Genomic DNA, 25994 nt, shown 5'->3' on the forward strand with positions numbered 1-25994 from the left:
ATCTACGGAGCGAAGTCCGGATGAGCCAGTTCGTCCCCCCTGCCGAAGACATCCTCGCGAGCACCGTCGAGTGCGTCGCCGAAGTGCTCGGCGTGCAGAGCGACTCGATCACCCCGAGCGCACCCCTGTCGGCCCTGGGCCTGGAATCGTTCACCGCCGTCCGGCTGCGTCGCCGGATCCGTGAGCGCACCGACGCCGACCTCCCCCTCACGGCCTTCCTCGACGGCGCCACCACCGAGGACATCGCGAACCGACTGGCCGCACAGGTACGTGGAGACGCGCCGCCGGACACGAACACCCCTGAGACGACGCAGAGTTCACCGGACGACGACGCCCCGTTCCCGCTGACACCGGTCCAGGCGTCCTACTTCGTCGGCCGGGAGGAAGGGCTGCCGCTCGGCGGCGTCGCCACCTTCTACTACTACGAGTACGACCGCGTCGCCGAGGACCCCGTCGCAGATCTCCAGTGCCTGGAAGCGGCCTGGAACCGGCTGATCGCGCACCACCCGATGCTCCGCATGACCGTGGACGAACGGGGACAGCAGCGCATCCTCACCGACGTCGAGCCCTACCGGATCGGCGTCAGCGACCTTCGCGACGTCGCGCCGGAGGAGACGGACCGGGCGCTGTCCGTACTGCGCAGCGAGCGCTCCCACCAGGTGCGGCCGACCGGCACCTGGCCGCTCTTCGACCTCCATGCGGCACTGCTGCCGGACGGCAGGACACGGCTCCACGTCGGGGTGGACGTCCTCATCACGGATCTCGCGGGCTGGATGCTGCTGATGCGCCAGTGGGGGCGGCTCGTCGCCGACCCGGCCACGCGGCTTCCCCTCCCCACGACGGACTTCGCCCGTGTTCAGCGCGACCGTGCGAGCGATCCGGAATGGGCCGCGCGGCGCAGACAGGACCGTGCCTACTGGTCCGAGCGCGCCGCCGACCTTCCTCCCGCCCCACGGCTGCCCGTGCTGCGCGCGCCGGAGGACACCACGCCACCCCGGTTCGTACGGAAAGGCGCCACTCTCGACGCGCCCACCTGGGCCGCGATCCGTGCCCGCAGCGCGGAAGCCGGAGTGACACCGACCGCCACCCTGCTCGCCGCCTTCGCCGTGGTGCTCGGCCGCTGGGGAGCCGGCGAGCGGATGTGCCTCAACACCACGCTGTTCGACCGGCCCGAGACAGGGGGCGAGGCCGCTGACGTGGTCGGCGACTTCACCACCACCGCGCTCGTGGCCACGCCGCCCTTCACGCCCGGCAGTTGGGACGGGTTCAGCGGCTACGCCAGGGAGGTCAACCGCCGCTTCTGGGAAGACCTGGACCACCGTTCCGTCTCCGGGGTCGAGGTTCTCAGGGACATCGTGTCCGGCCGGGGCTCCGACTCCCCCGCCGCTCCCCGCTGTCCGGTGGTGTTCACCAGCGGGGTGGGCATCAGCGGGGATGCCGAGCCGCCCGCCGCCTGGATCGGCGAGGAGGTCTTCGGCATCTCCCAGACCCCGCAGGTGCTGCTGGACCATATCGTCTGGGACGAGGGCGGAAGGCTGCGCCTCGCCTGGGACTCCGTGGACGGGGCGTTCCCCGACGGATACGTACAGGCCCTGCTGGACGCCCATGTCCGGCTGCTGCGGCAGTTGGCGGAGAGCGCCGCGTGGCAGGACCGCACGCTGGGCTGGGACCCGGCCTTCCGTCCGCAGGAGCCGCTCGCCGTCGCACCGTTCCCGGACACCGGACCGCTGTTGCACTCCCCCGTGCAGGAGGCCGCCCACCGGTACGCGGAGCGGCCCGCCTTGTACGGGCCGTCCGGTGCCGTCACGCACGGCCGGCTCGCGGAGAACGCCGCCGCCACGGCCGCGTATCTCGCCGCGCATCAGGCAGGGCCCGGCGACCTCGTCGCCGTGGCCTGCGAGAAGGGCGTCGCGCAGATCACAGCCGTCCTCGGCGTCAGCGCTTCCGGCGCGGGCTATCTGCCCGTCGAACCGAACTGGCCCGACGCCCGGATCGCGGCCGTCTGCGAACGGGCCGGTGTCCGGCACGCGTTGGTCGGCCGCGGAGTGAAGATCAGCTGGCCGCCGGGCGTCACCGTGCACCGGCTGAACGCCGCGGGCAGGCCCGCGGGCGGTGCCGTCCCCGACACCGCGCCGGATCCGAAGACACCGAGCCCCGACGACCTCGCCTACACGATCTTCACCTCCGGGTCCACGGGCACTCCCAAGGGCGTGGAGATCCAGCACCGGGCGGCCCGGACCACCATCGACGACATCGTGGACCGGTTCGGCATCACCGCCGACGACCGCGTCCTCGCCCTGTCGGCGCTCAGCTTCGACCTCTCCGTCTTCGACATCTACGGCGTCCTGGGCGCGGGCGGCTCCCTGGTGCTGCCCGACCCCGCACGGCAGCGTGACCCGCAGCACTGGCTCGAACAGGCGGGACGTCACGGCGTCACCGTGTGGAACACCGCCCCCGCCCTCCTGGAGATGCTCGTCGAGTACGCGGAGTTCGAGCCGGAAGTCGCCGCCGAGGCCCTGCGTTCCCTCCGCCTGGTGATGCTGTCCGGCGACTGGATCCCGCTGACTCTGCCCGAACGGCTGCGCAGGCTGGCGCCGCAGGCCGAGTTCATGAGCCTGGGAGGCGCGACCGAGGCGTCGATCTGGTCCATCACCTACCCCGTGCGGCACACCGACCCGGGCTGGCGCAGCATTCCCTACGGCCGGGCACTGCGCGGTCAGTCCTTCCACGTCCTCGACGAGCAGGGTGCTCCGTGCCCCGTCGGCGAGGCGGGGGAACTGTTCATCGGAGGCGACGGGCTGGCCCGCGGCTACATCGGCGATCCCGTCCAGACCGCCGAGCGCTTCGCCCCGCACCCGGTTCTCGGGCGCCGCCTCTACCGCACGGGCGACCTGGGCAGGTGGCGGACGGACGGGAACATCGAGTTCCTCGGCCGCGCCGACCGGCAGGTGAAGATCCGGGGACACCGGATCGAGTTGGGCGAGATCGAGTCGGTGCTCGCGCGGCACCCCCGCATCCGGCAGTGCGTCGTCTCCTCCGTTCCGGGGCCGGACGGGCGGCCCCGGCTGGTCGCCCATCTGTCACCGAAGGGGACCGGCCAGGCCCCGTCGGCGGAGGAACTGTCGGGTGCGCTGCGCGAGCGGCTGCCCGAGTACATGGTTCCCAGCCGGTTCGTCGTCCTGGAGCAGTTGCCGGTCACCGCCAACGGCAAGATCGACCATGCCGCACTCGCGAACCCCTACCAGGAGAAGGAACAGGGGCAGGGGCGAGGGCAGGGGCAGGGGCAGGAGCTCGGGAGCAGGGTTCGGCCCTCGGCCGCGCAACCACCGGTCGCCGTCGAGCCGCGGCCCATCAGGGACGTAGACCACGGGCGGACGGAGGCGGGATGGGCGGCCAAGGCGCTCGACGAGGCCGCCGCGCTCGGTCTTGAGGCCGCGATCGTCCTCAGACCCGGTGGGCTCGCCCCCGACCAGGCGCTGGAGGCGACCGCGCACTGGCTGCGCCGGGTGACGGAGCTGGCCGGGCCGGGCCGCCTCGAACCACGGCTCTGTACCGGGGGACTGGCAGAGGTCGTGCACCGTGCCGCCCCCTCGGGCGACGCGGCGACCACCGGGCCGGCCCCCTCGTCCGACACCGCCGTTGCGGTCTCGGCACCCGCCCCGTCCTCGTACGACACCACCCCCGCGGTCTCCGCACCCGTCCCGTCCTCCAACACCACCGCCGCGGTCTCCGCACCCGCTCCGTCCTCGGACACCGCCGCTCCGGTCACGCCCGCCGCGCCCCACGCCGACCCTGAGCGGCACCGGGCCGTGCTCGACGCGGTCACGTCGGTTCTGGCCGACCTGACGGGGAGTCCGGTCGCGGCCGACAGCACGTTCACGGCCCTGGGCGCGACCTCGCTCACTCTGGTCCTGGCGCATCGCAGGCTGCGCGAGAGCGTCGCGCCGCGACTGGAGCTGGCCGACATGCTCGCGCATGCCGGTGTCGGCTCGCTCGCGGCCCGCATCAGCGAACTGCATCTGGCGGCCGAACCCGTCGAGCCGCCGGACGCCGGTGCCGCCCCCGGCACTCCCCCGGACTCCGGTGCCGCCGCCCTGCCGCCGCCACGCCGGGCCTCGCGGGTCGCCGCGCGTGCCCTCGCCCGGGAGACCACCCGATGAACACGTCGCGTACGGAACAGAGTTACGCCCCGGGCGCGGCGGACGGACCGCACGACGACCTGATCGCCGTGACCGCCCTCGACTGCCGCTTTCCGGGCGCCCCGAACACCGAAGCCTTCTGGGACCTCCTCGTGGCGGGGCGCAGCGGGCTGACCCGGCACACCGAGGAGGAACTCGCCGAAAGCGGTCTGCCGAACCGGCTGCGGCGCAATCCGGCGTACGTCCCGGTCAGCGGAGTCATCGACGGGCAGGATCTCTTCGACCCCGAGCCGTTCGGCCTCACCGACTCCGAGGCCGCCCTGATGGATCCCCAGCAGAGGCTGTTCCTTGAAGGGTGCTGGCGGGCGTTGGAGCGGGCCGGGCACGGTGGCGGCGCCGGGGCGGGGGCCGTCGGGGTCTTCGCCGGCAGCGCCCACAGCGACTACCTGACCCGCAACCTCGCCCTCCGGTACGCGGACTCCGCCGCCGACCCGGTGGGCAGCCTCCAGGCCGCGGTCTCCGGCGTGGCCGACTACCTGCCGCTGCACGTCGCCCATCGGCTCGCCCTGACCGGACCGGCACTCGCGGTGGGCACCGCCTGCTCCACCTCCCTCGTGGCGGTCCATCTGGCGGCGCAGTCCCTGCTCGCGGGCGAGTGCGACACGGCGCTCGCGGGAGGCTCCTCACTGATCGTTCCGCAGGGCAGGGGCTATCTCCATGTGCCCGACGGGATCTTCTCGGTGGACGGGCGGGTGCGGACGTTCTCCGCGGAGGGCACCGGGATCGTGCACAGCCAGGGGGTGGGCGTCGCCGTCCTGCGCCGCCTCGCGGACGCCCTGGCCGACGGCGATCCGGTGCTCGCCGTGCTGCACGGCTCCGCGGTGAACAACGACGGAGGGGACCGCACCGGCTTCACGGCACCGTCACCGCGCGGCCAGGCGCTCGCGGTCTCCGAGGCACTCACCGTCGCGGGCGTCACGCCGGACATGGTCAGTTACGTCGAGGCCCATGGCACCGCCACCCGGCTCGGTGACGTGGTCGAACTCGCCGCGCTGCGCAAGGTGTTCGGCGGAAGCGGTCCTGCCTGGTGTGCCCTCGGCTCCGTCAAGAGCAACATCGGGCACGCCAACGCGGCGGCCGGTATAGCCGGTTTCGCCAAGACGGTGCTCGCACTGCACCACGGCGTGCTTCCCGCCTCGCTCGGAGCACTTCCGCTGAATCCGGATCTGGAGCTGGAGCACTCCCCGTTCACCGTCCTGCACGAAGCACGCGAGTGGACCGGGCCGCGCCACGCGGGCGTCAGTTCCTTCGGCATCGGAGGCACCAACTGCCACGTGGTCCTCGGCAGCGCACCCGAGCGGGCCCCCGCTCCCGTCGACGGCCGTCCCCAGCTGGTCCTGCTGTCCGCGCACCGGGGCGAGGCCCTGGAACGCCTGGCCGACGTCACGGCCACCGCCCTGGACCGGCAGGGCACCGACGCGGCCGACGCGGCGTACACGCTGCACACCGGCCGCGGCGAGCTGCCCCACCGGACCGCGGCGGTGCTGGACGGAACCGGCCGCGCACTCGCCTCCGCTCCCCGGCGCACGATCCCGCCGACCCGGCCCAGGATCGTGCTGGCGTTCCCCGGCGGTGGCGCCCAGTACCCGGGCATGGGACGTGAACTGCTGGACGAGGAGCCGGAGTTCGCCCGCACGGTCGAGGAGTGCGCCGCGCTGTTCGACGCGCGGGACGGCGGCACAGGCCCCGGCCTTCGTACGCTGCTCGCCGCCGATCCCGCGGACGAGCGGGCCGTACGCCTGCTGCGGGATCCTGTGTACGGGCTCCCGGCCCTGTTCACCGCCTCACTCGCCACGGCCCGCACCCTGCGCTCCTGGGGCGTCGAGCCCGACGCGCTCGTCGGGCACAGCCTGGGTGAGTACGCCGCCGCCATCGTGGCCGGGGCACTCCGGCTGAGTGATGCCGTGGCCCTCGTCGACGTGCGCTCCCGCGGCATGTCCCGCACGGCGGGCGGTGGTGTGATGCTGAGCGTGGCGCTGCCCGAGGACGAGATCGCGAAGCTGCTCGCCGATCATCCGGACCTGGATCTGGCGGCGGTGAACGCGCCGCGTTCCTGCGTGGTCTCCGGCCCCGTGGCGGCGGTGGCCGCCCTGGAACTGCGTCTGACCGCCGACGGCGTCCACACCGCCCGGCTCCGCCTGGACGCGGCCGCGCACTCCCGCCTCGTCGACCCCGTGCTGCCGGAACTGCGCGCCGCCGCCGAGTCGACCGTGCCCGGCACCCCGGCGGTCCCGCTCGCCACGACGCTCACCGGGCAACTGCTCCTCTCGCCGCCGGGGGCCGAGCACTGGGTGCCCCATCTGCGGTCCGTCGTCCGGTTCTCCGACGCCCTCGTGACCGCGCTCGGCACGGGACCGGCCGCCGTCGTCCAAGTGGGCCCCGGCAGCGGCCTGTTGCAGCTCGTCCGTCAGCACGGCGCGGCGAACGTCGTCGCCACCCTGCCCACCTTCCCCGGACGCGAGGACACCCGCGGCGCACGGGCGGCCCTGCTCGCGACCGCGGGCGAGCTGTGGACGCACGGTGTCCCGCTCGACGCCGACGCCCTGCACCGGCCGGGACGGCGACGCATCGCCCTGCCGGGACTGCCCTTCGAGCGGCGCAGGCTGTGGATCGACGCGCCCGACGAGGCGCGGCCGGGCCGCGCGCCGGTGCCGTACGCGACGGCCGGGTCGGAGGAGCCCTACGAGGACGAGCCGTTCCAGGTACCGGTGTGGCATCGGACGCCGCCCGCCGACGCGCCCGGGCGGCTGGAAGGCCGATGGCTCGTCGCCGGCGCTGCCGACTCGCCGTTGACGAGCGCGGTCCGCGAGGAACTGGCGGCCGCCGGGGCCCGCCCTGTCACCCTGGAGGAGGCCGCCGCCGAGCCGTCGCTGCCCTGCGCGGGGATCGTCATGGTCGACGCGGACGGGGGCGACGCGGACGGGGACGACGCGCACGGCGACCCCGCCGCGCGTGTCACCGATATGGTGCTCCGCTACGCCCGAGTGGCCCAGGCCGCCGCCCCCTGGGCCGGCACCACCTGCTTGCTGCACCTCAGCACGGGCGCCCAGCACGTCGAGAGCGCTGACCGGCCGGTGCCGGGCGGCGCGGCGGGACTCGCCGTGCCGCGCGTCCTCGCCCAGGAGTTCCCCGGGCTGCGCTGGCGTGCCCTCGACCTCCCGGACGGTCCGGTACGCCCTGCGGATGTCCGCAAGGTGGGCGCCGAGGCGCAGGCCCTGGCCGCCGGTGAGCCGAGTGGTGCGGAGGTGGCGTACCGCGGCGGCCACCGCTGGGTCCGCGGCGTCATCCCCTGGCAGCCCCCGGCATCCGAACCGCAGCGGGGCGGCGGGACCGCTGTCGTGATCGGTGGGCTCGGTGACGTGGGCCTGGCCCTCGCGGGTCATCTCGCGCGAGGCGGTTGGCGTGTCGTGGTCACCGGCCGCGCCGGACTGGCTTCCGACCCGGCGCCGGGCAGCCCGCAGGCCGAGCGCGCCGATGCCGTACGGCGACTGCGCGAGGACGGCGTCGTCCTGGACGTACGGGCCGTCGACGCGGCGGATGCCGAGGCCACGGCCGCCCTTCTCCGGGACGTCGCCCAGCAGTACGGCCCGCTCGGCCTCGTGGTCCACGCGGCCGGTGTCGTGGCCTCGGCCGCCGTGGCCCCGCTGCGTGCCGTGGAGGAGGAGACCGTGCGGGCCCACGCCCGGGCGAAGGTGTCGGGAGCCGTGGCGCTGCGGTCCGCCCTGCGCGGACTGCCGGACGACCTGCGCCCCCGGACCGTGCTGCTGATGTCGTCGGCCACCACCTTCGTCGGCGGCCTGGGCCTCGCCCCGTACGCCGCGGCCAACCGCTTCCTCGACGCCCTCGCCGAACGGGAGGACCGGGAGGACGCGGACCGGGAGGACGGGACCCGCTGGATCAGCGTGGCCTGGGACGGCTGGCGGATCGGCCCCGGCGGCACCGAACGGGTCGTCGCCTCGCGGCATTCGATCGGTCTGCGGGACGGCATGCGTTCCGTGGACCGGCTCCTGGTGCTCGCCGAGGAGGGCCGCGCCCCGGCGTGCTTGGCCGTCTCCCCGGCGGATCTGGCCGGCCGTACCGCGGGCGTCCCGACCGTCGCACCGGGCCGGGAGCCGTCGGGCGGCACCCCGGGGCAGGGATCGTCGGCGCCCCACGGCGTCGCCGAGGAACTGCTCGCCGGTGTCTGGTCCGAACTGCTCGGCTTCCCGGTGACCGACCGCGACGCGGACTTCTTCGCGCTCGGCGGGCATTCCCTCCTGGCCACCCGCATGCTGGCGAGACTGCGCGACGAACGAGGTGTCGTCCTGCGTCTGCCGGACCTGCTGGCGCGCCCCACCATCGCGGCACTCGCTCCGCTGATCCCCGTGGGCTCCGCCGTGTCCCCGCGGTCCGGAACGCCGACCGAGCGCAGAGAACCGGCCTCCACGAGCGGCGAGTTCCCGCTGACGCGGGTCCAGCACGCCTACTGGGTCGGCGGCTCGGGCGGCTACCGGCTCGGCGACGTGCCGTGCTCGTTCCACCTGGAGTTCGACTGCCCCGGCCTGGACACGGCACGCTACGAGGAGGCGTGGAACCGGGTGATCGCCCGTCACCCGATGCTCCGCGCGGTCGTCTCCCCCGAGGGCCGCAACCGGATCCTCGACCGGGTGCCCCGCTACCGCATCCGGGTTCAGGACCTGACCGCGCTGAGCGAGGAGCAGCGCGCGCAGAAGCTGGAACGGATCCGCGCGCGCATGGTCCGCCGGGAGCCGCGTCCCGGCCGCTGGCCGCTCGTCGACATCAGGGCGGCCCGCCTGCCCGGGGACGTGGTGCGGCTGTTCGTCAATGTGGACGTGCTGGTGTGCGACACCGCGAGTTACCTGATCTGGGACCGTGAGCTGCGGGCCCTGTACGAGGACCCGCAGCTCCGGCTGCCCCCGGTGACGACGACCTTCGAGGAGTGCGTGGCCGCCCTTGAGCGGCGCGCCGAGTCCCCGGAGCGCGCTCGCGCCGCGGCCTACTGGCGGGAGCGGATCGACAGCGTGCCCGGCGCTCCCGCGCTGCCCCTGCGCACTCCGGAAGCCGATACGCGGCCCCGCTTCGGGCGGCGCAGCGCACGACTGGAACGGGACGACTGGGGCGCGCTCAAGGCGGAGGCGGCCGGGCGCGGTCTGACGCCGACCGCCGTCCTGCTCGCGGCATACGGACATGCCCTGGCCGACTGGTCGGGGCAGGACAGGTTCTCTCTCACACTGACGCTGTTCGACCGGCCGTCCGGCCTGCCCGGCGCGGACGAGGTCGTCGGCGACTTCACCTCCCTGATGCTCCACACGGTGGACCGGTCGGGCGTCACCTCCTTCGCGGATGCCGCTGCCCGTGCCCAGAGTTCCCTCTTCGAGGATCTCGACCACCGGGAGTTCTCCGCCCTGGAGTTGCTCGCGGAGAAGTCCTCCCGTACCGGACGCACCGAGTCCGTGCCCGTCGTGTTCACCAGCGCCCTGGGCCTGTCGGGGCCGCTCGGCGGCGGCCACGACCTGGACTGGGCCGGGACCCAGGTCTACGGAGTGAGCAGCACCCCGCAGACCTGGCTGGACCATCAGGTCCTCGAACAGCACGGAGCGCTGCTGCTCCAGTGGGACGTGCTGGAGAGCGAGTTGCCCGCCGAGGAGGCGGACAGGGCGTTCGCCTCGTACGTCGCCCACCTGCGCCGTCTCGCACAGGGTCCGGCCGCCTGGGAGGAACTCCGGGAGCCGGCGCAGACCGCGCATCCCCCCGCGCAGCCGCCGCGGCGTGGGCCGGCCGGCCGAACCGTCCCCGCCGACCTCGACGCCGCTCTCCTGCTGCGGGAGGGCAACGGCGACCGCCCCCTGTTCCTGGTCCACCCCTCCGGGGGCGACGTCCTCTGCTACGGCGAGCTGGCCGGGCTGCTGACGGACGGGCGTCCCATCGTGGCGCTCACCGACCCGGCGCTGACCGGAGGAGACGGCGACGGGACGATCGCCGGGATGGCCGACCGGTATCTGGCGGCCATCCGCCCGTACCAGCCCGACGGTCCCTACCTTCTGGGCGGTTGGTCCATGGGCGGCACCCTCGCCCACGCCATGGCCTGCGAGCTGGAGCGGCGGGGAGAGCGCACCGAACTCCTCGTGATGATCGACTCCAATGTGCCGGACCGCACCAGGCCGCTCGGCGGAGCGGGGCCCGACGAGGACGAGGCGATCGCGGCCGTGCGCTATCTGCGCTCGCTGGAGGCGTTCCTCGACATGGACCTCGGCCTCGGTACGGACGAGGCCGAGCGGCTGCTCGGCCTGCCCTCCCCCGATGCCCGGTCCGCGGTGGCGGCACGGCTGCGTGCGGCCGGCCTGATCGGACCGCGGGAGAGCGCCGACGTACGGCTGGGGGTCTTCGAGCGTCACCTCCACGCCCTGGGCAGCCACCGGGCGGGCACTCTCGCCTCCCCCGACACCCGGTTGCTGCTGTTCCGCGCCACCGGGCCCTCCCCCGGCAACGCCGGAGTCGGCATGGGCGTCGACGACGCCCTCGACCTCGACTGCCTGGGCTGGCGGCCCCATGTGTCCGGCCCGGTCGAGGAGGTGGCGGTCGACGGCCACCACTACTCACTCCTGACCGGACCGGCGGCGGCCCGCATCGCCGCACTGACCGACCGGACCCTCGCCGACCTGGCGGCCGGTCGGCCCCAACTCCCTTGAGCGTCGGCCCGCTTCCTGCCAACGACCCGGCCACGCCTCCCGACCCGGAAAGAACGATGAGACCCAACACCCTTCCGCGGAAGCCGCATGTCCTGCGCGCGACGCTCGCCACCGCCACCGCCGGGCTCCTGCTGCTCACCGGCTGCTCGTCGTCCGACGACGCCCAGGCCCCGGCGGCGTCCGCCGACCGGCAGCCCGTCGACGGCGGAACCCTCCGCTACGCCGTGTCCGGTTCGCCCGCCACGGCGAGCAACGATCCGCACGGCGGCCTCGGAAACGAGTCCGACGTGCTGCGCTTCGCCCTCACCTACGACGTCCTGACCCTCCCGGGCAAGGACGGCGAGCCCGCACCGCGCCTCGCCACGTCCTGGAAGCCGAACAAGGCCCTGGACCGCTGGACGTTCACGCTCCGCGACGACGCGAAGTTCACCGACGGCCGCCCGGTACGCGCCGACGACGTGCTGTACTCCCTGCGCCGCATCGCCGCCAAGGCCGCCGAGAACTACGGCCGGCTCGCCGACTTCGACATGAAGGCGTCCAGGGCGGACGGCGACCACACCGTGGTCCTGGCCACCCGCGCTCCCATGGCGCAGGCGGCCAACGCGCTCGAGTCCATCAGCTTCGTCGTGCCCGAGGGCACCACGGACAAGGACTTCACCAAGGCGGTCCCGGGCTCCGGCCCCTTCACGGTGCGCTCCTCCGGGGCGCAGACCGCCGTACTGGTCCGCAACGACGGCTGGTGGGGGCCCCGCCCGCATCTGGACCGGCTGGAGATCCAGGCCCTCGCCGACCCGCAGGCCCGCGCCAACGCGGTCCTGTCGGGCCAGGCCGACGTCGCGGGGAGCGTGAGCCCCGCCGCGGTCAAGAGCGCGGGCGACTCCGGACCGCAGGTCATACGGCGCAAGGGCGTCACCGAGTACCCGTTCATCATGCGCACGGACACGGAACCGTTCGACGATCCGAGGGTCAGGGAGGCGTTCCGTCTGGCAACGGACCGTCAGGCCCTCGTGGACACCGTCTTCCTGGGATACGGGGACATCGCCAACGACCTGCCCACCCCGTACGACCCCTCGTACCCCGACGGTCTTCCGCAACGCCGCCGCGACCTCGCGAAGGCCAAGGAGTTGCTCGAGCGGGCGGGCCACGCCGACGGACTGAACGTCACCTTGCACACCACCACCGCGTACCCCGGCATGGACACCGCGGCCACCCTCTACGCGCGCCAGCTCTCGGAGATCGGCGTGCAGGCCGAGGTCAAGGTGGAACCCGCCGACACCTACTGGACGGCCGTGTACGCCAAGAAGGCGTTCTACACGGGCTATTACGGCGGCATCTCCTTCCCCGACCTGGTGCGCGTGAGCCTGCTCTCGGCCTCCCCCACCAACGAAACCGCCTGGAAGAACGAGGAGTTCGACGCCGGCTTCACCCGGGCGATGGGAACGCTCGACACCGACCGCCGCAACGACCTCCTCGCCGGAATCCAGCGGGACCTGTGGAAGGACGGCGGATACGTCGTGTGGGGCACCGGCGACGGCCTCGACCTCGCCGCCCACGGCGTACGGGGACTGCCCACCGGTCCCGGCTTCCAGCGGATGTTCGTCGACCAGGTCTGGATGGCCAAGTGACCCTCCGCCCGTTCCTTCGCCCGTTCCTTCGCCCGTTCCTTCGGACGGTCCTGTTGACCGTGGCGGCGACGGCCGTGGTGTTCGCCGCCACCGCGCTGCTGCCCGGCGACGCGAGCGACGTCCGCGGCGCGGGACGGGCGACGGAGCAGGAACGCGCGGACGAACGGGACCGGCTCGGCCTCGACCGGCCGGCCCTCGTCCGCCATCTCGACTGGCTGTACGGTGCCGTCCGCGGCGATCTCGGCCGGTCCCTGGTCAGCGGCCGCGCCGTGGGCGACCTGCTCGCCGAGCGGCTGCCCGCCACAGCCGTCCTCGTCGCCTGCTCGCTGGCCGTCACGGCGGTGTTCACCGCTCTCGCCCTGGGCGTGACGTTCCTGCGCGGCGGGCGCGGCGGCGCGGCGGCGACCGGGCTCGCGGCGGTACCGCAGTCGGTGCACGCGGCCGTGCTCGGCACGGTCCTCGCCGGGATCCTCGGCTGGCTGCCCGCCGTGTCCCTGCTGCCGCCCGGAGGTTCACCGTTCGACGCGCCGCGGGCGCTGGTGCTGCCCGCGCTCACGCTGGCGTTGCCCTCGGCCGCGTACGCCACCGCACTCCTGCGCGGAACGCTCCTGGACACCCTGCGCCGCCCGCACGTGGACGACGCCCGCATGCGGGGCCTGCCACCCGGCCTCGTGCTCGTCCGGCACGTCCTGCCCTTCCTGCTGGTCCCGGCGCTGCGGGTGACCGCGCTCGTGGCCGGCGGGCTGATGGCGGGCACGGCTGTGGTGGAGACGATGTTCGGCTACCCCGGCACCGGAAGCCTGTTGGTGTCCGCGGTCGCCGTCCGCGACGTACCCGTCGTGCAGGCCGCCGCGCTGGCGCCGGTCGTCGTGCTGCTGCTGTGCATGCTCGTCGCCGATCGCCTCGACGCCCGTGCCGCCGTACGTCCCGCGGGACGGGCCGGGCGCGCGGACGTGGGCGGGAGCCCGGCCGTCCCGGCCGCTGCCGGAGGGAGAGCCTGATGCGCTCCTCGAGGGCCCGTTCGCTCACCCCCGCGGTGGCCGCCGTCGGGGCGACGGCCGTGCTGGTGCTGCTGGGGCGGTACGTCGCCCCGCACGACCCGCACCAGCCGGTCGGCCCGCCCTGGTCCCCGCCGGGCTCCGACGCCCTCCTCGGGACGGACAGCCTCGGCCGCGACGTGCTGTCGCGTGTGCTGTACGGGGGCACCGAACTCCTCGCCGTGTCGCTGCTGGCCGCGGTGGTGGCCGTGATCTGCGGTACCGCGCTCGGCCTGGCCGCCGGGTGGACCGGCGGGCGCGTCGCCCGCTCCGTGTTCTGGCTGTGCGACCTGCTGCTGTCCGTGCCCGCACTGGTCCTCGCCCTCGTCCTCGCCGTCACCCTGCCCGGCGGGACGGCGGTGGTGGTCGCGTCGGTGCTCAGCGGCACACCGCTCACCGCCCGGCTGGTGGCCGGTGAAGCGGCTGACCTGCGCTCCCGCGGCCATGTGCGGGCGGCCCTGGAGCGGGGCGAGACAACGGCGTCCGTTCTCGCCCGCGAGGTGCTGCCGGCCCTGCGTGGCCTGGTGACGGCCGATGCGGGGCTGCGCCTGGTGACCGCGCTGCAGATCGCCTCGGCCCTGGCCGTCCTGGGGCTCGGCCCCCAACCGCCGCAACCGGACTGGGCATTGATGCTCACCGAGAACCTTCCGGGCGCCGCGCTCAATCCGGCGGCGCTGCTCGCACCCGCCGTGCTGCTCGCGGGCTGCGCCTGGGCGCTGGCCGCCGCGGCACACCGGGCGGGGCGGGGAAAGGCGTACGTCGTATGACCTCGGTGAACGGAACCCCGGTGAGCGGGTCACCGCTGCTCACGGCGGACGGAATGACGGTGTGCCGGGGGTCGGACGGCGTCGTCGTCCTGCCGCCCACCGGTCTGCGCGTCGAGTCCGGACAGGTGGTCGTCATCACCGGCCCGTCGGGGTCGGGCAAGACGACACTGCTCCACGCCCTCCTGGACACTCTCCCGCCGGGACTGCGCCGGACAGCCGGAACCGTGCGCTGGCAGGGTACGCCCGTGACACCGGGCCGCCCCGCCCGGACATGGCGTCGTTCCCGGTGCGGCCGACTGGGCCAGGACCCCGGCGCCTCGCTCCATCCGCTGTGGCGCGTCGACCGCCTGATCGGCGAGGACCTCGCGGTAGACCGCGCCGCCAGAGCCTCGCGCGTCGCCGAGCAACTCGATCTGCTCGGCCTGCCGCCCGAAACCGCCGCGCGCCGGGCGGGCGAACTCTCCGGCGGCCAGGCCCAACGGGTCGCGCTGGCCCGCGCGTTGGCCGCGGACCCCCCGCTGCTCGTCCTGGACGAGCCGACGTCGGCCATGGACGCGGAGACGGCGTCCCTGGTGACCCGGGCCGTAGCGGCCCGGCGCGGCACGCCGGGCCGATGCGTGCTCGTGGTGACCCACGACGCGAACCTCTTCGGCGACCTGGCGGATGCAACACTCCGCGTCACGACAGCGCCCCGAAAGGGGCGCGGGGAACTGCGCGACCAGCCACACACAACCCGCAGCCGAATCGCAACCCCCACAGGGGGGTCCGGGGGCACAGCCCCCGGTTTCCTGAAGGGCCGGGATCGGGGAAAGAGAAATGCCCCGCTCACCGCCCGCGGCCTGGCACTGACCACCCCCGACGGAACAGTGCTCCTGGAAGACGGCGAGCTGGACCTGACCGAGGGCAGCGTCACCGCCGTGGTCGGCCCCTCCGGCACCGGCAAGACGACGCTCCTGCACGCACTCGTCGGACGCCGCCCCGCAACCGCCGGAACACTGTCGCTGCACGGCGCGCCGCTGCCCGCGGCCACCGAGCACCGCAGCCGCGACCAGCTGCGTGCCGTCCAGCTCGCCGGACAGAGCGCGGTCGACGAGCTCAACCCGGCCCACCGCGTGGACCGGGCCGTGGCAAGGCCGCTGTCCGTGCTGCACGGTCTGGGCCGGGACGCCGCGCTCGCCGAGGCACGGACGCTCCTCGCGGCCGTCGGACTGCCTCCCGGCAGCGCCGGGCGCCGCCCGCAGCTGCTCTCCGGTGGCCAGCGGCAGCGGGTCGTCCTCGCCCGCGCCCTGGCCGCGCGACCCGACGTCCTGCTGCTGGACGAGCCCACCGCGTCGCTCGATCCCGACACCGGCCGGTCCGTGCTCGATCTGCTCGACCGGATCCGGGAGACGGGCACCGCGATCCTGGCCGTCACCCACGACCCGGCCCTGGCCGCACACGCGGACGCCGTACTGGCGCTGCGCGACGGCCGTCTGATCCCCGTCCCCCACGCCGACCTGTCCGCCGCGCCGGCGTAACCCCGCACGCACCGAACGGAGCCTCCCCGTGCCCGATGAGACCACCGATACGACAGCCGTCGCCGAGCAGCGGATCGCCGCCCTGGCCGCCGCCCACCCCTGGGTGTCCGAGGCCCGCCTCACCCCCGACGGCGTCCTGCTGGTCACACCCCATCCGCGCGCGACGGCCGCGCTGCCCACCCCCGGTCCTCTGGTGGGCGAACACCTCGCGCACTGGGAGGAGGTGTACGAGTGGACGTACGAGACGGCCGAGGGCCGGCATGCCGGTGATCTGGACCTGTCCGGCTGGCGCGCCTCCGACACCGGAGAACCCCTGCCGACCGCCCACATGCGCGACTGGGTCGACCGTACGGTCGGGCTCGTCCTCGCCCAGGGCCCCAACCGTCTCCTCGAACTCGGCTGCGGCACCGGCCTGTTGGCACACCGACTGGCGCCCCGCCTGGAGGGCTATGTCGGTACGGACGTGGCGGCCGTGGCGGTCGACCGCCTGAGCGGCGCCGGCCTGCCCCGCGCCGCCTTCGTCCGCGCGGCCGCCCACGAGACCGAGACACCGCCGGTGCGGCAGGCGATGGAGCAGGTTTTCGGGGCCGGTGTACGACCCGACTGCGTCCTGCTCAACTCCGTCACCCAGTGCTTCCCCGACCTCGCGTACCTGAGCGCCTTCCTGCACAGTGCGCTCACCGTGGTGGAGGACGGCGGGACGGTGATCGTCGGCGACATCCGCCACGCGGGACTCCTTGAGGACCACTTCGGCCGGGTGGAACGGGCCCGCGATCCCGAGGCGGCCGACGCGGACATCGCCGCGCGGGTCGCGTCGGCCGTGGCCGAGGACCGGGAACTCTCCTTCGCCCCCGCGGCCGTGCAGCGGATCCTGGCCGCCCACTCCCGAACCGTCCGGATGAGCGTGCACGCCCGCACGATGGCGTACGACTCGGAACTCACCCGGTACCGCTACGACCTGGTGCTCCACGTCGGCCCCGCCCCGGGCACCGCGGCCGTGTCCGAGACACGCCAACTGCCGTGGCCGGGACGGGGCAGCGAGCCGCTGGCGGTCCTGCTGCGGAAGGCGCTGTCGGCCGGGCCCGTCGTGCTGCACGGCATCCCCAACGCCCTCCTCACCGACGCTCCGGACGCCGTCACGCCCCATGACCTGCGCCAGGCTCTGACCGGCACGGACGCCGCCGTGCTGCTCGACGCGGGCGACCCCCGGATGCTCGCCGTCGCCGCACCGGCCGACCGCGCCACGGCGGCGACCGCCCGCTCGCTCCGGGCACCCGTGGGACGTCTGGCCCACGAGCCGCTGCCCGCGTTCGTACAGCGTCGGCTGCCGGAAGTCCTGCGCGATCACCTGCGCCGCACGCAGCCGGGCACGGTACTGCCGAGGATCGTGGTGGACGACGCGCCCAAGGGGGCGGTCCGATGACATCCGCGCCCCTCGCCGAGGCTCTCTCCACCCTGCCCGAGGTGGGTGCCTGGCAGGTGGTGCCGGGCAGCACCGGCGACACTCTCCTCGTTGCCGGTCCGGCCGACGGCGCGGTGGACGACGCCGTACACGCCGAGGACGAGAAGGCCGTCGCGGCGGCCGCCGCCTCCGGCGACGCGGCCGTCACCGGAACCGATCTCACCGAACTCCCGCCCCTGATGCGCCTGTTGGACGAGACCGCCCTGCTGACCATGGCCCGCGTCCTGGACCGCACCCGCCTCTTCCGTACCCACGCGGGGCGCACGGCCGCCGACGTCGTGACCGCACTGGGCACCGCGCCCCGTCACGCGTGGATCGTACGGCGCTGGCTGCGCACCCTGACCGCCGAAGGGCGGCTCGGCCACGACCCGGCCACGGGCCACTACCGGGAGCTGACCGCACCCGACCGTGCGGAGTACGCCCGCGCCCGCCGCACCCTCGACGAGGCACGCGACGGCATGGGCTACCCCGAGTCCATGACCCGGTTCTTCCTCGCGGCGGCCGACCGGCTCCCGCTGCTCCTGCAGGACCGTACGAGCCTGCACGAGGTGCTCTTCCCGCAGGGAGAGACGGACACCGCCGAGGGCAACTACCGCGACAGCGCGCAGAGTCGATGGGCCAACCACGCCGCCGCCGAGCTGATCGCCCACGAGGCCCGGCGCCGGGAGGGCGGCGGCCGGCCGCTGCGCGTGCTGGAGGCAGGGGCGGGGGTGGGCGGCACGACGGAGGCGGTCCTGAGTGCTCTGGGCTCCACCCCGGTCGACTACCTCTTCACGGATGTGTCCCGGTTCTTCCTCCAGGCCGCACGGGCCCGTTTCGGCACCCAACCCGGGCTGCGCCGGGCCCTGTTCGACATCAACGCCGATCCCGTGGCGCAGGGCCTGACCCCTGCCTCTCACGACGTGATCCTCGCCGCGAACGTCCTGCACAACGCCCGCCACGTGGGCCGCGCACTCGCGGCCCTGCGCGAACTCCTGGCGCCGGACGGCCTGTTGGTGCTCGTCGAGTCCTGCAGGGAGCACTACCAGGCACTCACCTCGATGTACCTGCTGATGTCGCCGCACCCCGACGAGGAGCGCTGGTTCACCGATCTGCGGGCCGGGCAGGACCGGGTGTTCCTCACCGAGGCGGAGTGGGCGGGGCAGCTCGACGCGGCCGGGTTCCGGCCCCTGCCCGTCCTGCCGCCTGCCGGCCACCCCCTGACCGACCTGGGCCAGCACGTCGTCGCGGGCCGCCCCCGCCCGGGCCACGGCCGGCCCGATCCCGACCGGGTCGCACGGGCGCTCGCGCAGTTGCCCGGGGCCACGCGTCCCGTCCGCGTCCACGCCGTGGACCGCGTACCGTCCATCACCACCTCTGGAGCGACCAGTTGACCACCTCCGCCTCGCTTCCCGTCGTCCCCGACGACGTCGTCCGGGCCGTGCGGGGTGTCTGGGCCGACGTCCTCGACACCGACACCGCGTCCGTACCGGACGACGCCAGCTTCCTCAGCCTGGGCGGCGACTCCGTCCTCGCCGTCCGCATGGCAGCGGTGATCCGCAAGCGCCTCGGGGTGAACCTCGCCCTGTCGGACGTACGCGTCGAGCACACCGCGGCCCGTCTCGCGGCGCTCGTCCACGAGCGGGGCACCGCGGGCAGCGGCGTACCGCGCAGCCTGGACCTGGACATCGAACGGCGCGACGATCCGGAGGCGCCCTTCCCACTGCTGCCGCTCCAGCAGGGGTACTTCGTCGGCCAGCAGGACGCCTGGGAGCTGTCCTACCGTTCCGCGCACCACTACGTGGACATCGGCCTGGAGGACATCGACGGCGACGAGATCGTCGAGGCGCTCCAAGACGCGCTGGAGCGCCTGGCGGAGCACCAGTCGATGCTCCGGGCCCGCATCCTGCCCGACGGCACGCAGCGGATCCTCCCGCTCGACGATCCCGACGCCATGCCGCGGCTGCGGACGACCGATCTGGGCACCGCGGGGGAGGAGGAGATCGCCATCAAACTCGCGGAGATACGGCGGGAGATGAGCACCGAGGGCCCCGACCCCGCCGTGGGCTGCGGACTCGACATGCGGCTCACCCTGCTTCCCGGGCAGCGGGCCCGGCTGCACTCCTCCACCAGTCTGCTGATCATCGACGGCTGGTCGTCCGGCGTCTTCTACCGGGACCTTTTCGCCCTCGTCTCCGACTACAACGCCGTCCTCGCCCCGCTGGAGGTCGACTTCGGGGACTACGTCACCAGCCTGCGCGGCCTGTCCGACACCGAGCAGTGGCGTCAGGACCGGGACTGGTGGTGGGACCGTCTCGACTCCTTCCCGCTACCTCCGGCGCTGCCTCTCACGGCAGATCCGGCCGAGGTGCGGCCGGCGTTGATGGGCACGCGGCAGGCCGTGCTCGACGCCGAGCGGTGGGCCGCGCTGCGCGCCCACTGCGCCGAGCACGGTGTCACGCCGTCGGCCGCGATGTTCGCGGTGTTCTCCGCCGCCGTGGCCCGCGCCTGCGGACACCGGCGCTTCCTGCTCAACACCCTTCAACTGAACCGGCTTCCGCTGCATCCGGACGTGCCCCGCCTGGTGGGCGCCTTCTCGTCCACCACGCTCATGCCGGTCGAGCTGCCGGAGAACCCCGCCTTCGCCGATCTGGCCGTCAGCGCTCAGCGGGCCACGGGCGACGCCCTCGCGCACAACCTGATCACCGGGGTGGAGGTCTCCCGTGAGCTGGGCCGCCGCCGCGGCACCCGGCGTCCGGTCGCACCCGTCGTCTTCCAGAGCACCCTCGGCGTGGACGCGGCCCTGGGCAGCGAAGTCCCGCACGAGGCGGGTCCCTTGGGGCGGATCGATCTGCTGAGCCACCACCAGCAGCTGAGAACCCCCCAGGTCGCCCTCGAAGCGCGCTTCTTCGAGCTGCGCGGCGAACTCGTCGTCGTCTTCTCCCTGGTGGAGGAGCTCTTCGCCGCCGAGGACGTGGACCGGATGTTCCAGGACGTGACGCGCACCGTCGAATCCCTCGTGGCGAGGGAGGGCTGGTCGGCACCGGTCATCCTGCCGGCGGAGCTGGACGCGCCGCAGTCGGACAGCGGCGGCACGGGCGGACGGCTGTCCGTCCCGCTGTCACAGGGCGGGACCGACGAGGAGCCGGGAGCTCCGCGTGACGAGCTCGAACTGGCCATCGCGGCCGAGTGGGCCCAGTTGCTCGGATGCGCGGTGACCGACAGAGCGGCGGACTTCTTCGCACTGGGCGGGGATTCGCTCCTTGCGGTCCGCATGCTCGGCGTGCTGGCCCGCCAGGGGGTCGGCAGGGTGACGCCGCGCCGCTTCCTGGAGCACCCCACGGTGGCCGGTCTCGCCGATGCGGTACGTGAGTTGTCGCCGACCGCGCAGGGCTGACGGTCGGACCGCTCGCGGCGGGAGCACCCGGATGCCCCGGATGCTCCCGCCGCGAACCGGACCGGCAGACCGGACCGGCCGACCGGATCAGCGGGCCGGACCGGCCGACCGGACCAGCGGGCCGACTCGGCGGACCGGATCAGCGGGCCGGATCGGCGGACTGGCTCGGCGGACCGGATCAGCTGCCGAGCCCCGCGTCCTGCCGGAACAGCTCCTGCTCCAGCCAGACCGCGGCACGCGCACCGTCGGCAGCCCCCGTGACCACGAACGTCAGCGCGTCCGGCAGCGCCTCCAGCCGGGCGGCGTCGCCGGCGGCGTAGACACCGGGCACGCTCGTGCGCTGGAACTCGTCCACGCGGACGCAGCCGTCGGGCAGTGTCCGGCAGCCGAGCTGTTCGGCGAGCGAGGAGTGCTGGCGGGTCGGCGCACGGTGGTACACGGCCTGCCGCTCGATGACCCGTCCGTCCGCCAGGACGAGGCGGACCTCGCCCTCCTTGCCCTCGATCCGGGAAACCTGTGTCTCGTCGACGGCGATCCCCGCCTCGGCGAGCTTGCCCGCCGCCTGCTCGGGCACCGGATGCCCGTTCGTGCACACCACCACGTCGTCGCTGAACCGGTCGGCCACGTACAACGCCTGCATGACCTGGGGGAATTCGTGACCGAGCACGGCGAGCTTCATTCCCCGGGTCTCCCAGCCATGGCAGAAGGGGCAGTGATAGACACCCCGGCCGAAGAGCTCACTCAGCCCCTCCACCTCCTCCAGCACATCGACCTGGCCGGTGGCGACGATCACCTTGCGGCCCGACACCCGCCCACCGTCCGCGAGCGTCAGCAGGAACCGGCCCTCCTCCGCCTCCGCCGCCGTCACCAGAGCCTCACGGATCTCCACGCTCGGGTACACGGCGAGCTGTTCACGGCCTATGCGGCGCAGCTCCGCCGGGGGAAAGCCGTCCCGGCTGAGGAGCATGTGCATCTCTGCGGCCGGCGCGTTGCGCGGCCTGCCGCTGTCGAGCAGCAGCACCTTGCGCCGCTGGCGGCCGAGCACCAGCGCCGCGTTGAGCCCGGCCGGACCTCCACCGACCACGAGTACGTCGTACGACATCGTTCTCCTCCGCTGTGTCCAAAGGGGCGTTACTGCCAGACAGGCTTACTGATAATAGTTATCACTTCCATTTACGGGGCCGTAACGCCCAACGAAGGGCGATCCCGCACGGCGAGACGCTTCCGCCTGGCAGAAGCCGCCTTGCACGGCGGCCGCAGCCGTCAGGACCCTGTTTCCAACCACGGCACGCGGGGCGACGACGCCCCGCCGACAGGGACGGGAACCCCATGCCTCACATGACCGCCTTCGCCAGGAACCAGTGGTACGTCGCCGCCTACAGTCACGAGGTCGGACGCGAGTTGCTCGGCCGGACGGTTCTCGGGGAGCCGCTCGTCCTCTACCGGACGGCGGAGGACGGGACGCCGGTCGTGCTGCACGACCGGTGTGTGCACCGCAGGTATCCGCTGTCGGAGGCGCCCACCCGGCTGGACGGCGACCGGATCGTGTGCGGGTATCACGGGTTCACCTACGACACGACCGGGACGTGCGTCTACGTGCCGGGGCAGAAGCGCGTTCCCCGCACCGCGCGCGTCGCCTCCTACCCCGTGGTCGAGCTGGACTCGCTGATCTGGGTGTGGATCGGCGACCCGGCGCTGGCCGATCCGCAGACCGTGCCGCGGGCCCGGCACCTGGACTCCCCCGGCTGGGTCACCGTCCGCGGCATGGAACCCATCGACTGCGACTACGGCCTGCTCGTCGACAATCTGCTCGACCTGTCCCACGAGACGTATCTGCACGGCGGTTACATCGGCACCCCCGAGGTCGCCGAGACGCCGATCACCACGGAGGTCGACGAGGGCGCGGGGATCGTACGGGTGAGCCGGCACATGGACGACGCCGCGTGCCCGCCGTTCTACGCCCGGTCGACCGGCATCACGGGCCGGATCATGCGCTGGCAGGACATCGAGTACCACGCGCCCTGCCTCTATCTGCTGCACAGCAGGGTCGCGCCGGTCGGGGTGCTGCCCGAGGCGGACGGCAGCGACCCGGGCGGCTTCCACACCGAGATCACGTACGCGATCACCCCGTCCGGGGACGGCAAGGTGTACGACTTCTGGGCGGTGTCCCGGGACTGGGCGACGGACGACGCCGAGGTCACCGAGTTCCTGCGGGCCAACAACCACACCGTGGTCATGCAGGACGTCGACGCCCTGAACCTGCTGCAGCGCACCCTCGGCACCGAGCGGCACGGCTACCAGGAGCTGAGCATCAACATCGACACCGGCGGTCTGGCGGCCCGCCGCATCCTCGCCCGGCTGGTCGAGGAGGGCGACAAGCCCGTGGAGCAGGTCCTGTGACGGCGCGGACCGGCGAGATCTACCGCATCGACTGGCTGCCGGGCACCGATGTCCTGCACGGCACCTGTCACTGCGGTGCCGAGCACACGGCCGAGGACCCGGTCGAGATGTGGGAGTGGATGCTCGGCCATCCGGAAGGGCACGACTCATGACCGAACTCGTCGTCGAGCACCGGGAGTTCGTCGCCGACGGGGTGATCGCCCTGACCCTGCGGCATCCTCTGGGCGAGCCTCTCCCCGCATGGGAGCCCGGCGCCCACGTCGACCTCCTGCTCGCGCCCGGCCTGGAGCGGCAGTACTCCCTGTGCGGCAACCCGGACGACCGCACCTCCTGGCGGATCGCGGTCCTGCGGGAACCCGACGGACGGGGTGGATCCGCCTTCGTGCACGAGCGGTTGGGGCCGGGCGACAAGGTCCGCATCCGCGGCCCGCGCAACCACTTCGCGCTGCTCCCCGCCCCCGGCCATCTGTTCATCGCGGGCGGCATCGGCATCACCCCGATCCTGCCCATGCTCGCCACGGCGGGCACGGAATGGCGACTGCTCTACGGCGGACGGAGCCGCAACTCCATGGCCTTCCTGGAGGAGTTGGAGCGGTACGGAGACCGGGTGACCGTCGCGCCACAGGACGAGACCGGCCTGCTGGACCTGGCGTCCGCGCTCGACGGTCTTCCGGACGGCACCCTCGTCTACTGCTGCGGTCCGGAACCGCTGCTGGACGCGGTGGAGAAGCGGTGCCCCGCAGGGGTCCTGCACGTCGAGCGGTTTCGGCCGAAGCAGCAACAGCGCGGCGAGGACGGCGAGTTCGACGTCGTCCTCGCGCGCAGCGGTCGTACCGTCACCGTGCCGCCCGGCGTCTCCGTGCTCGACGCCGTACGGGGAACCGGTGTCGAAGTGCTCTACTCCTGTACGGAGGGCACCTGCGGGACCTGCGAGACCGAGGTCGTCGAGGGGGAGCCGGACCACCGGGACTCGGTCCTGACCGCGGCCGAGCGCGAGGCCGGTGAGACCATGCTCATCTGTGTCTCGCGGTGCCGCGGGAAACGGCTCGTGCTGGACCTGTGACGCGCTCAGTGGGCGGCCCACAGGCCCCGTACGTGACCGAGGTGACGGGTCATGACCTCGCGCACCGCCTGTTCGTCCCGGGCCAGCAGGGCGTCGAGCAGCTCCAGGTGCTCCTCGGCGGAGGCGATCAGGCGGCCCGCCTCCACCAGGGCGGTCAGGCCGTAGAGCCGGGAGCGCTTGCGCAGGTCGCCGACGACCTCGACGAGGTGCGCGTTGCCGGCGAGGGCGAGCAGGCCGAGGTGGAAGCGGGTGTCGGCCTCCACGTATCCGATGAGGTCGCCGGCCACCGCGGCCTGCACGATCTCCCGGGCGGCCGGGCGCAGTGCCTCCAGGGAGACGGCGTCGGCGGTGCCGGCCAGCTCGACCACGGTGGGGATCTCGATGAGCGCGCGGATGTGCTTGTACTCGTCGAGTTGCTTCTCGGAGACGACCGTGACCCGGAACCCCTTGTTGGGCACGGTGTCGACCAGCCCTTCCTTGGCCAGGTCCAGCATGGCCTCGCGCACCGGGGTGGCCGAGACGCCGAAGCGGGCGGCGAGCGTCGGGGCCGAGTACACCTCGCCCGGGCGCAGCTCTCCGGCGATCAGCGCGGCCCGCAGGGCGTCGGCGACCCGCTCGCGGTAGCTGCGCTTCTTGCCGCCCAGGCTGGGCAGGGCAGGAGCGGCGGCGGACGGGGCGCCGACGGACTGGGCGGCCATGGGACGTCTCCTAGCTGGTGCAATGCAATGTCACGCGTCACCCGCCATTATTCCCGAGTCGGCGGGCGCCGGGCACCGGACTGCCGAGCACCGGGCTGCCGGGCGCCCACCCGTCGAGCACCCGGCACCGGCACCCGGCACCCGTGGTCTAGAGGACGAACCCCGCCGGGAACGGATCGGCCGGGTCGAGCAGGTACTGCGCGGTACCGGTGATCCAGGCACGACCGGTGAAGCTGGGCAGCACGGCAGGGACGCCGGCCACCTCCGTGGTGCCGAGCAGCCGTCCGGTGAACCGGGTGCCGATGAAGGACTCGTTGACGAACTCGGTGTGCAGCGGGAGTTCGCCGCGGGCGTGCAGCTGGGCCATGCGCGCACTGGTGCCGGTGCCGCAGGGTGAGCGGTCGAACCAGCCGGGGTGGATGGCCATCGCGTGCCGTGAGTGGCGGGCGCTGGCGCCGGGGGCGTAGAGGTGGACGTGGTGGCAGCCGCGGATGGAGGGGTCCTCGGGGTGGACGGGTTCGTCCTCGGCGTTGATCGCCTCCATGAGGGAGAGCCCGGCGCGGAGGATGTCGTCCTTGCGGGAGCGGTCGAAGGGCAGTCCGAACTGCTCCAGCGGCAGGATGGCGTAGAAGTTGCCCCCGTATGCCATGTCGTATGTCACCGTGCGCCCGTCGGGCAGGGTGATCTTGCGGTCGAGGGCGACGGAGAAGGACGGCACGTTCTTCAGGGTGACGGCCTTCGCGGCGCCGTCCTGGACCGCCACCTCGGCGACGACCAGGCCCGCCGGGGTGTCGAGCCGGATGGTGGTGACCGGCTCGACGACCTCGACCATCCCGGTCTCCACCAGCACGGTCGCGACACCGATGGTGCCGTGGCCGCACATCGGCAGATAGCCGGAGACCTCGATGTAGACCACGCCCCAGTCGCAGTCGGGGCGGGTGGGCGGCTGGAGGATCGCACCGCTCATCGCCGCGTGGCCACGCGGCTCGTTCATGAGGAACTGCCGTACGGTGTCGCGGTGTTCGCGGAAATACAGGCGCCGCTCGTTCATGGTGGCGCCCGGGATGGTGCCGATGCCGCCGGTGATCACCCGGGTGGGCATGCCCTCGGTGTGCGAGTCGACGGCGTGCAGGACGAGTTTGCTGCGCATGACCGGTCTCC

15 protein-coding genes are annotated in these 25994 nt (G+C 73.5%); 12 read left to right on the forward strand and 3 right to left on the reverse strand.

The genetic code is table 11. The features are described 5' to 3' along the window. Window positions 1-20 precede the first annotated feature (20 nt). From ICC28_RS21870 to ICC28_RS21910, 9 genes are read left to right on the forward strand one after another with little or no spacing between them, the layout of a single operon-like run. Window positions 21-4160, forward strand: coding sequence for a non-ribosomal peptide synthetase (locus tag ICC28_RS21870; RefSeq protein WP_188290351.1), 4140 nt, complete (start codon window positions 21-23; stop codon window positions 4158-4160). Next, window positions 4157-10888, forward strand: coding sequence for a type I polyketide synthase (locus ICC28_RS21875; protein WP_188290352.1), 6732 nt, complete (start codon window positions 4157-4159; stop codon window positions 10886-10888). Before ICC28_RS21870 ends, ICC28_RS21875 begins: the two co-directional genes overlap by 4 nt. 56 nt (window positions 10889-10944) lie before the next feature. Next, on the forward strand, window positions 10945-12513 hold the full coding sequence (locus tag ICC28_RS21880) for an ABC transporter substrate-binding protein (protein WP_188290353.1): 1569 nt from the start codon (window positions 10945-10947) through the stop codon (window positions 12511-12513). Window positions 12514-12572: 59 nt separating this feature from the next. Beyond that, window positions 12573-13514 carry an ABC transporter permease gene (locus ICC28_RS21885; RefSeq protein ID WP_317454058.1) on the forward strand — a complete coding sequence of 314 codons (942 nt, stop codon included), beginning with the start codon at window positions 12573-12575 and terminating at the stop codon, window positions 13512-13514. Next, window positions 13514-14317 (forward strand): ABC transporter permease, encoded by an 804-nt coding sequence (locus tag ICC28_RS21890; protein WP_188290355.1) that lies wholly within the window; start codon window positions 13514-13516, stop codon window positions 14315-14317. Before ICC28_RS21885 ends, ICC28_RS21890 begins: the two co-directional genes overlap by 1 nt. Then, complete coding sequence (locus ICC28_RS21895) at window positions 14314-15834, forward strand: ABC transporter ATP-binding protein (protein WP_188290356.1); 1521 nt, start codon at window positions 14314-14316, stop codon at window positions 15832-15834. Before ICC28_RS21890 ends, ICC28_RS21895 begins: the two co-directional genes overlap by 4 nt. 28 nt (window positions 15835-15862) lie before the next feature. Then, entirely contained in the window at window positions 15863-17257 is a 1395-nt protein-coding gene (locus ICC28_RS21900) for a class I SAM-dependent methyltransferase (RefSeq protein WP_317454059.1), read from the forward strand. After that, window positions 17254-18669: a class I SAM-dependent methyltransferase gene (locus ICC28_RS21905; protein WP_188290357.1), complete on the forward strand. Its 1416-nt coding sequence runs from the start codon at window positions 17254-17256 to the stop codon at window positions 18667-18669. The genes ICC28_RS21900 and ICC28_RS21905 overlap by 4 nt, the downstream gene beginning before the upstream one ends. Next, on the forward strand, window positions 18666-20672 hold the full coding sequence (locus tag ICC28_RS21910; RefSeq protein WP_188290358.1) for a phosphopantetheine-binding protein: 2007 nt from the start codon (window positions 18666-18668) through the stop codon (window positions 20670-20672). The genes ICC28_RS21905 and ICC28_RS21910 overlap by 4 nt, the downstream gene beginning before the upstream one ends. Window positions 20673-20850: 178 nt before the next feature. Here ICC28_RS21910 and ICC28_RS21915 read toward each other — a convergent pair whose 3' ends face one another. After that, a complete protein-coding gene (locus ICC28_RS21915) occupies window positions 20851-21774 on the reverse strand; it encodes an NAD(P)/FAD-dependent oxidoreductase (protein ID WP_188290359.1) in 924 nt (307 codons plus the stop codon). Between the two features lie 227 nt (window positions 21775-22001). Between ICC28_RS21915 and ICC28_RS21920 the strand changes: the two genes are divergently transcribed. From ICC28_RS21920 to ICC28_RS21930, 3 genes are read left to right on the forward strand one after another with little or no spacing between them, the layout of a single operon-like run. Continuing rightward, window positions 22002-23072, forward strand: a complete 1071-nt coding sequence (locus ICC28_RS21920) for an aromatic ring-hydroxylating dioxygenase subunit alpha (RefSeq protein ID WP_188290360.1) — start codon at window positions 22002-22004, stop codon at window positions 23070-23072. Next, a complete protein-coding gene (locus ICC28_RS21925; RefSeq protein ID WP_188290361.1) occupies window positions 23069-23224 on the forward strand; it encodes a hypothetical protein in 156 nt (51 codons plus the stop codon). The genes ICC28_RS21920 and ICC28_RS21925 overlap by 4 nt, the downstream gene beginning before the upstream one ends. After that, window positions 23221-24135, forward strand: coding sequence for a PDR/VanB family oxidoreductase (locus ICC28_RS21930; RefSeq protein ID WP_188290362.1), 915 nt, complete (start codon window positions 23221-23223; stop codon window positions 24133-24135). The genes ICC28_RS21925 and ICC28_RS21930 overlap by 4 nt, the downstream gene beginning before the upstream one ends. Window positions 24136-24140: 5 nt before the next feature. Here ICC28_RS21930 and ICC28_RS21935 read toward each other — a convergent pair whose 3' ends face one another. Continuing rightward, window positions 24141-24833 (reverse strand): GntR family transcriptional regulator, encoded by a 693-nt coding sequence (locus tag ICC28_RS21935; protein WP_188290363.1) that lies wholly within the window; start codon window positions 24831-24833, stop codon window positions 24141-24143. 148 nt (window positions 24834-24981) lie between these two features. Next, entirely contained in the window at window positions 24982-25983 is a 1002-nt protein-coding gene (locus ICC28_RS21940) for a proline racemase family protein (protein ID WP_188290364.1), read from the reverse strand. Between the last annotated feature and the right edge of the window lie 11 nt (window positions 25984-25994).

The sequence above is a fragment of the Streptomyces sp. TRM68416 genome (genome assembly GCF_014596915.1).
Lineage (GTDB): Bacteria > Actinomycetota > Actinomycetes > Streptomycetales > Streptomycetaceae > Streptomyces.

Excerpts from the sequence above, each read along its gene's own strand:
- ICC28_RS21870 (WP_188290351.1), top strand. The coding sequence starts at position 21 with ATGAGCCAGTTCGTCCCCCCTGCCGAAGACATCCTCGCGAGCACCGTC.
- ICC28_RS21875 (WP_188290352.1), top strand. The coding sequence starts at position 4,157 with ATGAACACGTCGCGTACGGAACAGAGTTACGCCCCGGGCGCGGCGGAC.
- ICC28_RS21880 (WP_188290353.1), top strand. The coding sequence starts at position 10,945 with ATGAGACCCAACACCCTTCCGCGGAAGCCGCATGTCCTGCGCGCGACG.
- ICC28_RS21890 (WP_188290355.1), top strand. The coding sequence starts at position 13,514 with ATGCGCTCCTCGAGGGCCCGTTCGCTCACCCCCGCGGTGGCCGCCGTC.
- ICC28_RS21895 (WP_188290356.1), top strand. The coding sequence starts at position 14,314 with ATGACCTCGGTGAACGGAACCCCGGTGAGCGGGTCACCGCTGCTCACG.
- ICC28_RS21905 (WP_188290357.1), top strand. The coding sequence starts at position 17,254 with ATGACATCCGCGCCCCTCGCCGAGGCTCTCTCCACCCTGCCCGAGGTG.
- ICC28_RS21915 (WP_188290359.1), bottom strand. The coding sequence starts at position 21,774 with ATGTCGTACGACGTACTCGTGGTCGGTGGAGGTCCGGCCGGGCTCAAC.
- ICC28_RS21920 (WP_188290360.1), top strand. The coding sequence starts at position 22,002 with ATGCCTCACATGACCGCCTTCGCCAGGAACCAGTGGTACGTCGCCGCC.
- ICC28_RS21930 (WP_188290362.1), top strand. The coding sequence starts at position 23,221 with ATGACCGAACTCGTCGTCGAGCACCGGGAGTTCGTCGCCGACGGGGTG.
- ICC28_RS21935 (WP_188290363.1), bottom strand. The coding sequence starts at position 24,833 with ATGGCCGCCCAGTCCGTCGGCGCCCCGTCCGCCGCCGCTCCTGCCCTG.
- ICC28_RS21940 (WP_188290364.1), bottom strand. The coding sequence starts at position 25,983 with ATGCGCAGCAAACTCGTCCTGCACGCCGTCGACTCGCACACCGAGGGC.